Source organism: Floricoccus penangensis, from assembly GCF_001832885.1.
Classification (GTDB): domain Bacteria; phylum Bacillota; class Bacilli; order Lactobacillales; family Streptococcaceae; genus Floricoccus; species Floricoccus penangensis.
On sequence record NZ_MKIQ01000004.1, the window covers coordinates 1 to 14250 of the forward strand.

The window sequence follows — 14250 nt, forward strand, 5'->3', positions numbered from 1 at the left end:
TAACGCCGGAAGTAGTTGGGGGTTGCCCCCTGTGAGATATGGTAGGTGCCAAGCGAATATTTGATAAGACTTTCTTGAGCAATTGAGAATTTTTTATTATATTCAATAGTATTCCGGCATAGCTCAGTTGGTAGTAGCGCATGACTGTTAATCATGATGTCGTAGGTTCGAGTCCTACTGCCGGAGTAATATTATCTTGTACTTCTTCTGAAGTACTTTTTTTTGTGCAAAATGATAATTGTTTTGTGCATTATGTTGTTTTTTTGCAAACGTTTTCGTGATATCATATATTTATTAAATAATTGAATAAACGAACGGAGAAACAATGGTAGAATTAAAATTAAATCATATTTACAAAAAATATCCAAAAAGTAGTCACTATGCAGTTGAAGATTTCAATTTAGACGTAGCTGATAAAGAATTTATTGTATTTGTTGGACCTTCTGGATGTGGTAAATCTACTACTTTACGTATGATTGCTGGTCTTGAAGATATTTCCGAAGGTGAATTTTATATCGGCGATGAGTTGATGAACGATGTGGCTCCAAAGGATCGTGATATTGCCATGGTATTCCAAAACTATGCACTTTATCCTCACATGACTGTTTTTGACAACATGGCTTTTGGTTTGAAATTACGTAAATATCCAAAAGATGAAATTAAAAAACGTGTTGAGGAAGCTGCTGATATTCTTGGTCTAACTGAGTTACTAGATAGAAAACCAGCTGATATGTCTGGTGGACAAAGACAACGTGTTGCTATGGGTCGTGCTATTGTCCGTGATGCTAAAGTGTTCTTAATGGACGAACCTTTATCTAACTTGGATGCAAAACTCCGTGTATCAATGCGTGCTGAAATTGCTAAAATTCACCAAAGAATTGGTGCTACTACTATATATGTAACGCATGACCAAACTGAAGCTATGACTTTAGCTGATAGAATAGTAATAATGAGTTCTACTAAGAATGAAACTGGTGATGGAACTATTGGTCGTATCGAACAAATTGGTAGTCCTCAAGAGCTTTATAACACTCCTGAAAATAAATTTGTTGCGAGCTTTATTGGTAGTCCTGCTATGAACTTCTTTGAAGTGACATTTAACGGAACTAATATAGATGATGGAAAAGGGTTTAATATAGATATTACTGAAGGTCAAGCTAAACTTTTACGTGAAAAAGGCTACGAAGGTAAGAAATTAATATTTGGTATTCGTCCAGAAGATATTTCAGCTTCTAATGTGGTTCAAGGAGTTTTCCCTAATTCTAAAGTTGATGCGACAGTTGTTGTATCTGAGCTTCTCGGTAATGAAACAATGCTTTATTCTAAAGTTGGAGATACTGAATTCGCAGCTCGTGTTGGTGCTCGTGATTTCCACAATCCTGGTGATAAAGTAGAGTTAACAATTAACGTAAGTAAAGGACACTTCTTCGACTTACAAACTGAAAAGAGAATAACATCAAATTAATTGAAATTACTTTTCTTAATTTTATAAAATATTTCCTACCTTTCATTAGGTGGGTTTTTTTATATAAAAAGAGTATGATTCTATCATACTCTCTTTATATAAGATTATAGTCCAACATACTATCTATGGAAGATAATATAATTTCTTCGTTTGTTCTAGTCGAATTCCAATCTAATATAGATTTTACCTTGTCATTTGATACGTTTCGGCTTATTGAAAGCATTAATTTTCCTTCTTTGGCTTGCTTATTAAATAATGCACCGATGGTTATAATCCAATTTGGAATTTTTCTTTTGGTAACATTATTATAAAGTTGTGGCCTTTTTTCTCTAATTATTTTGGCAATTTCTTCCATTGAAATTTGTCCATCAGCACTTGCAATAAATCTTTGTCCACTAGCTTGAGAATTTTCCATTGCACGAATATGAATATCAGCCACATCTCGAACATCCACAATGTTTAATGGTAAATTTGGATAAGCTTTAGTTTTCCCATCTAGCAACATATTAAAAAGGTCAAAGCTTCCTGAGAGATGGTTGCTTAAAGCTGGACCAAAGATTGCAACAGGATTAACGGTAGTAAATTCCATTCCATTTCCTTCGTTTTTTATAAAATCCCAAGCTGCTTTTTCAGCAAGTAGTTTTGATTTTTCATATGCTGAAAGTCCAGCTTCCTCAGGATTTGTCCAATCATTTTCCGTTGTTGGAACCAGTTGATTTTTCTGAGAGAAACCAACTGCCCCAAAGTTTGAAGTCATGACAACTCTTTTAACGCCTGCGTCACGAGCGTTGCGCAATATTCTTATAATTCCTTCAATGGCAGGCTTCATTACTTCGTTCTCATATTTTGGTATTTCAAAGAATACAGGGGATGCAACACTTAGAACATAGTCCCTATCTTTCATTATCTTAAGCCAGTTTTCATCAGATGAAAGGTCAGCCTCAGCAAAACTTAGCATATCGATGTTAGCTACATTATTACTTTTAAGTGTAGTAATTATTTTATCTTTGCTTGAAAGATTACGAACAGTAGTCTTTACATCATAACCCTTTTCGAGCAGCTGTATAATGATATTTGTAGCAAGAAATCCAGTTCCACCAGTCACTAATACTTTATTTGTCATTTTTTATCTCCTAAATTTGCTTATTTTTAATTTTTTAATATAATTAGTGTAAAGGCTAGAGTATACTCTAGGTCAAGAGATTTGATTGGAGAAAAGATGATTTATTCCATAAAAGAGGTTGCTGAAATCACAGGACTTTCTATTTATACTATTAGATATTACGACAAGGAAGGTCTTTTGCCTTTTGTTGCTAGGAATGATGCTGGTATAAGAGTATTTACCGAGAGTGATATTAATCAGATTCAGACAATTTGCTGTCTAAAGAATACTGGTATGGCTTTAAAAGATATTAGAAACTATATTGAATGCTGTATGGAGGGCACAGCTTCGATTGATGAACGTTCAGAACTTTTGACTGCTCACCGTGAAAGTGTATTGGCTAAAATTAAGGAATTAGAAGACAACTTAAAAATCATTGATGGAAAACTTGAAATTTATAATTCTCCTAATTCAGAGGAAATTATTACTTTTATGAGAGAATATGTAAAAAATGAGAAGAAAACGATTGAAGTAAAGGAGTAGAAGATGAGTAAGAAAAATATTACTATTTTGGGTCTTGGAATTGTTGGAGGAATTGCAGCTACAACATACTTGCTTTTCCATGATACTAAAGAATCGGCTAATATTAATCTGTATGATGCAGAAGTTGCAAATGATAATAATGATATTACTGTCGACTTTCATGAAGAATTTTTACCTGTAGATGATGGATTGAGTCTTTATATTTCTACTACAAGTCCAAAGAATGAAGATATAAAAGGAATCGTGCAGATAATACATGGGATGAACGAACATGCTAGACGTTATCAAGATTTGGCAAATTTTTTAGCTAAAAATGGTTACTTGGTTGTTACGAGTGATAACCGAGGTCATGGTTTTTCTATTGATTCAACTAATCCTCATGGTCATATAGATAGTTATCAACGCTTGGTTGAAGATCAAGTTGCTATAAGCAACTATATAAAAGATAAAAATCCAGGACTTCCTTTATACTTGTATGGTCATTCATTTGGCTCACTTCTTGCTAGAATGTATTTACAAGACAATGATTTTCTTATTGATAAATTATTGCTAACAGGAACTGTGGCACATTTCAAAATGTCTAAAATTGGATGTGCCCTAGCAAATATCGCTGATAAGCTTGTTGGTTCTGATAAATCATCTTGGATTATTCAAAAGTTAGCACAAGTTGGAGGTGAAGGTGATGATTGGATTACCAATGATGAGAAAGTATTAAAGGATATTGAAAAAGACCCACTTTGGATGTCTACTTATGATAATTCAGGAATTGCAACAATTTGGAAAAGTAATCTTGATTTAAAAGCTGATGAAAAATATAAACTGACAAATGAAAACCTTCCAATTTTAAGCATTACTGGAGCACAGGATATTGTTACAGGTGGTAAAAAGGGATTAGAGGATACAAGAAAGACTTTAGAAAATATTGGTTATAAAAATATCGAAATAATAGATCTTCCAAATATGAAGCATGAAGTAATAAATGAACTTGATAATGAGAGAGTTTATGACTTGATTTTGAATTTTTTTGATAAATAATCAAAAGGACTGGAAATATTTCCAATCCTTTTTTTTGGTTATTATTAACGGATTACTTCAATTTTATAGCCGTCCGGGTCTGTTACAAAGTAGAAAAAAGTATCTGTTCCAGGTAGTCCTTTAATTTCAGTGATATTAAATCCAGCTTCTTTGTGTTTAGCATGTTGTGCCTTGATATCATCAACTGAAATTGCAATATGACCATATCCATTTCCAATATCATAAACTTCTGCACCATAATTATGAGTCAATTCTAATTCATAATCATCCCCTGGTAAAGTTAAGTAGATTAAGCTGAATGAATGCTCAGGGAAATCTAATTTACGTGCTACTTCGAAGCCAAAAGCGTCTTGATAGAATTTAATTGATTTATCAATGTTTACTACACGTACGCATGTATGAACCATTTTCATAGTAATTTATCCTTTCAAATATCAAAATATTCTCTCTTTGAAAAGAGAAGTGTTCATTGTATCTATTATTATTACTCTATTAGAACTTGATATGTACATTATAGAACATATTTATAAATATGTTCTATAATGTACATTTTTAATATAAGTTCTATAATTAGCGATTAAAATGTGGGTTATACATTTTCTCTGTACCGATATCAGTTTTTGGACCGTGTCCAGGGTATACTTCGTAATTCTTTGGTAAAGTAAATAGCTCAGTACGAATACCATTTAGAAGTTGATTATAGTCGCCAGTGTAGAGGTTGGTGATTCCAACAGTACCTTTAAATAGCGCATCGCCGGTCAATACAAGTTCATCGTCATCAAAGATGAAGCTTACACCACCAATTGAATGACCTGGAGTTGGGACGACCTTGAATTTGAATCCATCCATATCATAGTCGCTATACATTTCATACTCATAGTCAGCTGGATCCACAATAACATCTTCAAGCCCATCTTGGTGACCAAATTGATGTGACTGATTATATTCTGGTGTGTAGAGCCAAGTAACTTCAGGAGTCGCAACATATACAGGTACATCAGGATATTTTTCCTTGATGGCAGGAATGCTGATGATATGATCATAGTGTGCATGTGTTAGTAGTATAGCAGTTAGCGGAAGATTAATTTCTTCAATTTTATCCATAATTTTTTTAGTGTCACTACCTGGGTCAACTACTATAAGATTAGTGTCATTTGATAAGAAATAAGTGTTTTCGTTCATAACCTTATTAATAATTTTTTCGATTTTCATATCTTTATTTTAGCAAAAAAGCTTAATAGTCCCAACAAATTAAATTGCTAATTTATGATATAATTGTTATTAACTATTTAATAACGTTACGGAGAAAGCAAGTGACTAAATTTGCAGTGGTGGACCTCGAAGCAACTGACGCCCATCTTTCACAAAATAAAATTATACAAGTCGGGATAGTCATCCTCGACGGAGAAAAAGTAATTCAAAAATATTCTTCAAATGTAAATCCTCATGAAGAATTAGCGCCAATTATTTCTGAATTGACAGGTTTGACGGATGAAGTTCTATCTGTTGCTCCAGATTTTTCAGAGATTGCTGAAGAAATTTCACTGATGCTTGAGGGTACAGTATTTGTAGCTCACAATGTGAAGTTCGACTATAATCTTTTAAAGAAATCACTTAATGAATGTGGAATTGATTTCGATCTACCTAGCATTGATACAGTTGAGTTAAGTAGGGTATTTTTCCCTGACTTTGAAAAATATTCTTTGGAGTATCTAAGTGAGAAATTAGACCTAACACATGACAATCCTCATGAGGCTTTTAGTGATGCATATGCAACCGCAAAACTTTTAATCCAGATTCAAAATAAAATTAAATCACTTCCAAGAGTTGTTGTAGGTGAAATTCTTCGTCATGCAGGAAACCTTATTTATGAAACTCAATTAGTAATTAAAGAAATCTTCGATCAAATGGATGAAAATATTAATGGCTATATCATTAGGCAAAACATTGCCACAAAAAAGGTATCATTTGAAGAAGAAAATCGAAATCTTTCAAAGACTTTTGAAGAAAATATGGAGCGTATCAATTTATCCGTTAGAGAAAAACAGGCTAAAGTCGTATCCATTTTTGAGGATAAACTTGATAATCCTAAGGTATCATTTATTCAGGCACAAACTGGTGTTGGGAAAACCTATGCTTATCTTTTAGGATTGCTTGAGCAAGATAAGAAGATTGTTATTTCAACATCCACTAAGGTCCTCCAAGAGCAGATTATGGTTAATCATGCTAAAGAATTTAGGGAGGAATTTGGTATTAATATATCTAAATTTTTAGGTTTTAAAAATTATATAAAAATAGAAGAATTTGTAAAAACTCTTCCAAATACCCAGTCAGGCATAAATCAAGAAATTTTCAAAATGAAAGTTTTGGTTTGGCTATGTCAGACAGAAACTGGGGAATTGAGTGAATTAAGTCCAATAATGACAAGTCAAGATTATTTGAATGAGATTGCTCATGATGGTAACTATAATCAGCTTTCTATGTTTTTTGAACAAGACTTTTTGAGACTTGCTCATCAGAAACTACAGCATTCATCAGCAGTAGTAATTAATCATGCATTAATGGTTGAGAAGATGAAAAATGAACCAGAATTTTTTGCAGAGAGAGTTTTAGTGGTAGATGAAACCCAACAACTTTTTGGGGTACTAGAAAGTGTACAGGAAGAGACCATTGATCTAGAGTTTTTAAATGATGAGTTAGCGTTAATTGATTCTTTTACATCATCTCAGCCAGAATCAAATTTGAAGAAAAGGCTAAAAGAAAGTCTTAATTACCATATTAATTACTTACCTGATAGTAAGAGTAAAGTATTGCTTGATGCTGAAGAGCTGGGGCTTAAAGACCTAGTTGATTTTCTTTCTAATACGGATGAGTCCTTCTTGTGGAAAACAGATAATATTCTTCATAAAAGTCCCAAAGACTTTCTTGATTTTGCTCATCTTAACCCCCAATATTTGAAAACTTTTCTAATTGGTGCTACTTTGAGTATGAGTGATTCAGATCGTCGAATTCCAGAATTATTAGGATTTGAAGATTATACCTTCGATGAACTTCCTAGTAGTCAAGCACACAATCAAGAGATTCTGATTGCTACTGATGGTCCTAATATTGGGAATATGTCCAATACAACATTTGCTGAATATATTAAGGATAACTTACTTGATCTTGCAGAGTTTGATATGCCAATCCTTGTCTTATTAACAGCAAAAGATTTACTTAAGAAAACTTCTGAGCTTCTAATGCAAAATGGTGTTAATCATCTCGCCCAAGGTATTCATGGAACACCAAGTCAGATAAAGAAACGTTTTGATGACGGTAAATCACAAATCTTGCTCGGGCTTAATAGTTTCTGGGAAGGTGTGGATTTTGATAAACAAGATGAAATTATTGTAGTGATTCCAAGATTACCTTTTTCAACACCAGATGATATCTTGATTAAAAAATATGCTGAACGATTTGATAATCCTTTCTACGATTTCAATGTTCCGATGACGACTCTTAGATTAAGACAAGCATTGGGTAGGGTGAATAGACGTCCTGAACAGAAGTCAGCAATAGTTATTTTAGACAAAAGAATTGCTGGTAAAAATTATGGTAAGAAGATGACTGCTAGTCTAGTCGAGGCTGCACCGATTATTTTTGATGAAATTAATGGAATTAAACGCCAAATCGTGAATTTTTTGGTATAATTTTAAGTAATACTGAACTTTTGAGGTATATTTTTGGGGGGAAATTATGAAAAATAAAAAAATGTCATTAAGTACCCAACTGATTATTGGGTTCTTATCTATCGTAGTTGCTATTATGCTTGTTGTAATTATAACGACAAATGTTGCAAAGAAGCCTTACTCTATTTCGAGAAGTCGTTCTATTGAAATTGCTAAAAATAAGGCGAATTTGGAAAGCGCCTCAGTCTTTGACATCGTTAATACTGATCAGACAGTTTACTCTGTTCGTGGTAAGTCAAAGGATAAAAAGGATATAGCTGTTCTTATTTCTCAACCCAGTGATTCTGGGAAAAAAGAACCAGAAGTACGTGTGGTTGATTTAACAGAGGGAGTTGCCCCAGATAGTTTACCAGCTGCTAAGTCAGCAAATTATATTAGACTGGGTTTATATAAAAATGGAGAAGTTTGGGAAGTTAGAGATTCCTCTGACAATTACAAACTGTATGATTTTAAAACAGGAGAAGAGCTATTATGATTTTATCGGATTTTGTCAATGGAATTGAAGAGAGTGTAACGCTTGCTGCTGCTGCCAAAGCAAAAGAATTAAAGGCTGCAGGTCATGATGTATTGATTTTAACAGTGGGAGAACCTGATTTTCCAACGCCAACAAATATTAATACTGCTGCTAAAAAAGCGATTGATACCGGTAAAACAAGTTTTTATACACCTGCCTCTGGTTTGCCAGAATTAAAAAAAGCTGTTAATAAATATTTTGAAGATTTCTATGGATATTCGGTTTCTCCTAAAGAAGTAATAGTTACTTCAGGAGCAAAATTTGCAATCTATGCTTTTTTCATGAGTGTATTAAATAAGGGTGATGAAGTTATTATTCCAACTCCATACTGGGTAAGTTATTCAGATCAAGTTAAAATGGCATCTGGAGTTCCAGTATTTGTTGAAGGTCGCCAAGAAAATGATTTTAAGGTGACTCTTGAGCAGGTAGAAGCTGCTAGAACTGATAAAACAAAAGTTCTTTTAATCAATTCACCATCAAATCCTTCTGGTATGATATATACTGAAGAGGAGTTACGTGAACTTGGTAACTGGGCTGTTGAACATAATATTTTGATTTTATCAGATGATATTTACCATCGACTTGTTTATAACGGAAGTAAAACTACAATGATTTCAACAATTTCTGATGAAATTCGTAAACAAACAATTGTTATAAATGGTTTAAGTAAGTCATATTCAATGACAGGTTGGCGTATTGGTTTTGCTACTGGTAATCCAGAAATCATTGCAGCAATGGCTAAAATTGCTAGTCAAACAACAAGTAATCCAACAGCTGTTGCTCAATATGCAGCTATTGAGGCGATCAATGGAGATCAATCTGTAGTTGATGCAATGAGAGGTCGTTTTGAAGAACGTTTAAATACAATTTATCCAATTCTAAATGAAATTCCAGGTATTGAGGTAGTTAAACCACAAGGTGCTTTCTATTTATTCCCTAATGTTAAAGGGGCGATGGAAATGACAGGATATGATAATGTTACTGACTTTACAGATGCTCTCTTGGAAAAAGAAGGGGTTGCTCTCGTAACTGGTGATGGATTCGGTGCTCCTGAAAATGTGCGTTTAAGTTATGCAACTGATATGTATACGATTTTGGAAGCTCTTGATAGAATTAAGAGATTTATTGAAAATAATACGAAATAATGAAAGGTAGAAAATGAAAGAATTAATTTCTATAATTGATGTGCCTAAGCACGTTGGTGAAACTGTAAAAATTGGAGCTTGGGTAGCTAACAAGTCTGGGAAGGGGAAAATTGCCTTCTTACAACTTCGTGATGGTACAGCATTTTTCCAAGCTGTAGCTTTTAAACCAAACTTTATTGAAAAATTTGGAGAAGAAGAAGGACTTGAGAAATTTGATATTATCAAACATTTAACTCAAGAAACTTCTGTAATTGTGACTGGTACTGTCAAAGAAGATGAACGTTCAAAATTTGGTTATGAGCTTGATCTAACTGATATTGAGGTTGTGGGTGAGTCTAATGAATATCCTATTACTCCAAAAGAACACGGGACAGACTTCTTAATGGATAACCGTCATTTATGGTTACGTTCTTCTAAACAACAAGCTATCATGCAAGTTCGTAATGCCCTTACTTACGCAACTTATGAATTCTTCCAACAAAATGGTTTCATTAAGTTTGATTCTCCTATCCTTTCAGGAAATGCTGCAGAAAATACAACTGATTTGTTTGAAACAGACTATTTTGGAAACCCTGCTTATCTTTCACAATCTGGACAACTTTATCTAGAAGCTGGAGCTATGGCTTTCGGTCGAGTATTTGACTTTGGACCAGTATTCCGTGCTGAAAAATCTAAGACTCGTCGTCACTTAACTGAATTTTGGATGATGGATGCTGAGTATACTTTCTTCACACATGATGAGTCTCTTGATTTACAAGAAGCATATATCAAACATTTAATTAAGTATGTATTAGACAATGCATCATATGCTTTAGAAACTTTAGAACGTGATACAAGCTTACTTGAAAAATATGTAAATGAACCATTTAAGCGTGTTTCTTATGATGATGCAATTGACCTATTGCAAGAGCATGAATCTGATGATGATACAGATTATGAACATCTTGAACATGGTGATGATTTTGGTTCACCACACGAAACTTGGATTTCTAACTATTATGGAGTTCCAACATTCATTATGAACTATCCATCAAGCTTCAAAGCGTTCTACATGAAGCCTGTTCCAGGAAATCCTGAGCGCGTGCTATGTGCAGATTTATTGGCACCTGAAGGATATGGTGAAATCGTTGGTGGATCTGAACGTGAAACTGACTATGATGTATTGACTCAAAAAATCATTGATTTTGGTTTAGATCCAAAAGATTATGACTGGTACTTAGACCTTCGTAAATATGGTTCAGTACCACATGCAGGATTTGGACTTGGACTAGAACGTATGGTTACATTCGTTGCAGGAACAGCTCATATCCGTGAAGCAATACCGTTCCCACGTATGTTACATAGAATAAAACCATAATTTTACTCTTTAAGAGAGTGAATTTTGATTAATAAAACTTGTGAGAAGAGAAAGATATATCTTTTTCTTCTTTTTGTTACAATTATTCTTTTATTAATATACAGATTATTCTAATTAGTTTGAAAACTAACTTGTAAAATATATTATATTCTTTTAAAATGGTGATAAATATGAAGGAGGAAAATATATATGAAGATAATAGCTACTGAAAATGCCCCACAAGCCATCGGCCCATATGTACAAGGAAAAGTTGTAGGTAATTTACTTTTTGCATCTGGTCAGATTCCTTTAGATCCTAAAACAGGAGAAATGGCTGGCACTACTATTGAGGAGCAAACAGAGCAAGTATTGAAAAATATTGGTGCTATTTTAGCAGAGGCTGGAACTGATTTTGATCATGTTGTAAAGGCTACATGTTTTTTAGATAATATTGAAGATTTTGTGGCTTTTAATAATGTATATGCCACTGCTTTCAAGAGTGATTTTCCAGCACGTAGCGCTGTTGAAGTTGCACGTTTGCCTAAAGATGCTCTTGTTGAAGTTGAAGTTATTGCTTATCTTGATTAAAGATGAGCGATTTTTTGTTAATAGTTTTACTTTGAAAAGAAAGCGAATTCAAGGTATAATATAGGTATTAAAAGAAAAGAGGTATATACTATGATTAGATTTAACATTCGTGGCGAAAACATCGAGGTTACTCCTGCAATTCGTGACTACGTGCAAAATAAAGTTTCTAAGATTGAAAGATACTTCAATGATGATCGTGATATTAATGCTCACGTTAACCTAAAGGTATATCAAAATAAGAATGCTAAGGTTGAGGTTACAATTCCTATGAAACAGTTAACTTTAAGAGCAGAGGATACTTCACAAGATATGTACGGTTCTATTGACCTTGTAGTTGATAAACTAGAACGTCAAATTAGAAAATATAAAACTAAAACTAACCGCAGAAAAAATGTTAAAGGTGTTAAAGATTACCCAGTTGAAGAGCTTGTTGATTTTGAAGTAACAGAAGAAGTCGATGAAGGTGCTAAGATTGTTCGTACTAAAGAAATTGATTTAAAACCTATGGATGCTGAGGAAGCAGTACTTCAAATGGAAATGTCAGGGCACGATTTCTTTATCTTTACAGATGCTGATACTGACTCTACAAGTATTGTATATCTTCGCGAAGATGGCAACTACGGCTTGATTGAAACTAAGTAATCTTGGATACGTTTTCATGCTATAAAATGGATATTCTTTCTTGAAAATGTAATTGAATTGCGTTATGATTAACTTATCACAAAGAGTGCTTTGCACTTTAAATAAAAAGGAGAATTCTCAAATGTCAATTATTACTGATGTTTACGCTCGCGAAGTCTTAGACTCACGCGGTAACCCAACTCTTGAAGTAGAAGTTTATACTGAATCAGGTGCTTTCGGTCGTGGTATGGTTCCTTCAGGAGCTTCAACTGGTGAACACGAAGCAGTTGAACTTCGTGATGGTGACAAATCTCGTTACGGCGGATTAGGAACTCAAAAAGCAGTTGATAACGTAAACAACATTATCGCTGATGCAATCATTGGTATGGATGTTCGTGACCAACTTGGAATCGATAAGACTATGATCGCTCTTGACGGTACTCCAAATAAAGGTAAATTAGGAGCAAACGCTATTCTTGGTGTTTCTATCGCTGCTGCTCGCGCTGCTGCAGACTTCTTAGAAGTTCCTCTTTACAACTACCTTGGCGGATTCAACGCTAAAGTATTACCAACTCCAATGATGAACATCATCAACGGTGGATCTCACTCAGATGCTCCAATCGCATTCCAAGAGTTCATGATCTTACCAGTTGGAGCTCCAACATTTAAAGAAGCTCTACGTTATGGTGCTGAAGTATTCCATGCTCTTAAGAAAATCCTTAAAGATCGTGGTTTAGAAACAGCTGTTGGTGACGAAGGTGGATTCGCTCCTAAGTTCGAAGGAACTGAAGACGGTGTTGAAACTATCATCAAAGCTATCGAAGCTGCTGGATATGTTCCAGGTGAAGATATCTTCATCGGATTTGACTGTGCATCATCTGAATTCTATGATAAAGAAAACGGAATTTACGACTATTCTAAATTCGAAGGACCAACAGGAGCTAAACGTACAGCTGCTGAACAAATTGATTACCTTGAAGAATTAGTTAACAAATATCCAATTCTTTCAATCGAAGATGGTATGGACGAAAACGACTGGGATGGATGGAAAGCTCTTACTGAACGTCTAGGTAAACGTGTTCAATTAGTTGGTGATGATTTCTTCGTTACAAACACTGATTACCTATCTCGTGGTATTGAAGAAGGTGCTGCTAACTCAATCCTTATCAAAGTTAACCAAATCGGTACATTAACTGAAACTTTTGAAGCTATCGAGATGGCTAAAGAAGCTGGTTACACTGCAGTAGTATCTCACCGTTCAGGTGAAACAGAAGATTCTACAATCTCTGATATCGCAGTAGCTACTAACGCTGGACAAATCAAGACTGGTTCACTTAGCCGTACAGACCGTATCGCTAAATACAACCAATTACTTCGTATTGAAGACCAACTTGGTGATGTTGCTGAATACAAAGGTTTGAAATCTTTCTACAACCTTAAAAAATAATAAATAATATTGTTTAAGACCTGCTGATGCAGGTCTTTTTTTTGCTACAATTAACTCATAAATATATAAGGAGTAATTCATGTCAACAACAGTATATATCGTTCGTCACGCGCAATCGGTGAAAGATCAAGGTAGTGAATCAACACGTCCTCTAAGTAATGAAGGAGTCATTGCTTCTAAGAAATTAGTCCATTATTTTCTTGATAAGAATATTAAACAGGTAATATCCAGTCCTTATACAAGAGCAGAACAAACTGTCGAACCTTTGGCAAAAAAATTGAATTTAAATATTGAAATTATTGATGATTTACGAGAGTGTAAGTTTGTGGCAGATAATCAAATCTTATCTGATTCTGAAGTATATCCTTTGGTTGAAAAAATGTTTGCTGATGAGAATTTTTCGCAAGATGGTGCTGAGTCCTTCAGCCAATGTCAATCAAGAGCATTCAAGATTTTATACACTTTGCTAGATGATTATCAGAATCAAAATATTGTATTATGTTCGCATGGTTTTCTGATTATGAGCCTTTGTAATTATTTTGATAAGTCATATGGCTTTGAAAGTCTTAAAAAATCGAGTAAACCAGACCTATATGAGCTTATTTTTGATGATGAGAAACTAAAGGAAATTTCAAGAATAAATAATTTGAATATGTAAAATTTCAAAAAATGTAAAATAACATTTACATTACTTGTCAAATATGCTTTACTTATTGGTATAGTAAA

At 33.9% G+C, this 14250-nt stretch carries 14 protein-coding genes and 1 tRNA gene; 12 read left to right on the plus strand and 3 right to left on the minus strand.

The genetic code is table 11. The annotated features are described in order from the left end of the window. Positions 1-112: 112 nt before the first annotated feature. Positions 113-186, plus strand: a tRNA-Asn gene (locus BG262_RS02070). A 139-nt stretch (positions 187-325) separates the two neighbouring features. Further along, positions 326-1465 carry an ABC transporter ATP-binding protein gene (locus BG262_RS02075; RefSeq protein WP_070787241.1) on the plus strand — a complete coding sequence of 380 codons (1140 nt, stop codon included), beginning with the start codon at positions 326-328 and terminating at the stop codon, positions 1463-1465. 94 nt (positions 1466-1559) lie between these two features. Here BG262_RS02075 and BG262_RS02080 read toward each other — a convergent pair whose 3' ends face one another. Next, entirely contained in the window at positions 1560-2588 is a 1029-nt protein-coding gene (locus BG262_RS02080) for an SDR family oxidoreductase (protein ID WP_070787242.1), read from the minus strand. A 96-nt stretch (positions 2589-2684) separates the two neighbouring features. Here BG262_RS02080 and BG262_RS02085 point away from each other — a divergent pair, with 96 nt between their 5' ends. Then, positions 2685-3110, plus strand: coding sequence for a MerR family transcriptional regulator (locus BG262_RS02085; RefSeq protein ID WP_070787243.1), 426 nt, complete (start codon positions 2685-2687; stop codon positions 3108-3110). Positions 3111-3113: 3 nt separating this feature from the next. Continuing rightward, complete coding sequence (locus BG262_RS02090) at positions 3114-4145, plus strand: alpha/beta hydrolase (protein ID WP_083312868.1); 1032 nt, start codon at positions 3114-3116, stop codon at positions 4143-4145. A 44-nt stretch (positions 4146-4189) separates the two neighbouring features. On the opposite strand, the gene gloA is transcribed toward BG262_RS02090, so the two are convergent. Together gloA and BG262_RS02100 are read right to left on the minus strand one after the other, a co-directional pair. Beyond that, positions 4190-4558, minus strand: a complete 369-nt coding sequence (gene gloA, locus BG262_RS02095; RefSeq protein ID WP_070787244.1) for a lactoylglutathione lyase — start codon at positions 4556-4558, stop codon at positions 4190-4192. A 157-nt stretch (positions 4559-4715) separates the two neighbouring features. Beyond that, positions 4716-5357: an MBL fold metallo-hydrolase gene (locus tag BG262_RS02100; protein ID WP_070787245.1), complete on the minus strand. Its 642-nt coding sequence runs from the start codon at positions 5355-5357 to the stop codon at positions 4716-4718. A gap of 101 nt (positions 5358-5458) precedes the next feature. On the opposite strand from BG262_RS02100, the gene BG262_RS02105 reads away from it, so the two are divergent. The 8 genes from BG262_RS02105 (at position 5459) to BG262_RS02140 (ending at position 14182) form a co-directional block, all read left to right on the plus strand. After that, on the plus strand, positions 5459-7834 hold the full coding sequence (locus BG262_RS02105; RefSeq protein WP_070787246.1) for a helicase C-terminal domain-containing protein: 2376 nt from the start codon (positions 5459-5461) through the stop codon (positions 7832-7834). 61 nt (positions 7835-7895) lie between these two features. Beyond that, a complete protein-coding gene (locus tag BG262_RS02110) occupies positions 7896-8348 on the plus strand; it encodes a cell wall elongation regulator TseB-like domain-containing protein (protein WP_143602632.1) in 453 nt (150 codons plus the stop codon). Continuing rightward, positions 8345-9532: a pyridoxal phosphate-dependent aminotransferase gene (locus BG262_RS02115; RefSeq protein WP_070787248.1), complete on the plus strand. Its 1188-nt coding sequence runs from the start codon at positions 8345-8347 to the stop codon at positions 9530-9532. The genes BG262_RS02110 and BG262_RS02115 overlap by 4 nt, the downstream gene beginning before the upstream one ends. Before the next feature lie 13 nt (positions 9533-9545). After that, on the plus strand, positions 9546-10889 hold the full coding sequence (gene asnS, locus BG262_RS02120; protein ID WP_070787249.1) for an asparagine--tRNA ligase: 1344 nt from the start codon (positions 9546-9548) through the stop codon (positions 10887-10889). Between the two features lie 189 nt (positions 10890-11078). Continuing rightward, positions 11079-11456, plus strand: coding sequence for a RidA family protein (locus BG262_RS02125; RefSeq protein ID WP_070787250.1), 378 nt, complete (start codon positions 11079-11081; stop codon positions 11454-11456). Positions 11457-11546: 90 nt separating this feature from the next. Further along, entirely contained in the window at positions 11547-12098 is a 552-nt protein-coding gene (gene hpf, locus BG262_RS02130; RefSeq protein ID WP_070787251.1) for a ribosome hibernation-promoting factor, HPF/YfiA family, read from the plus strand. Positions 12099-12219: 121 nt separating this feature from the next. After that, positions 12220-13524 (plus strand): surface-displayed alpha-enolase, encoded by a 1305-nt coding sequence (eno, locus tag BG262_RS02135; protein WP_070787252.1) that lies wholly within the window; start codon positions 12220-12222, stop codon positions 13522-13524. Positions 13525-13603: 79 nt separating this feature from the next. Beyond that, positions 13604-14182: a histidine phosphatase family protein gene (locus tag BG262_RS02140; RefSeq protein ID WP_070787253.1), complete on the plus strand. Its 579-nt coding sequence runs from the start codon at positions 13604-13606 to the stop codon at positions 14180-14182. The last annotated feature ends 68 nt before the right edge of the window (positions 14183-14250 follow it).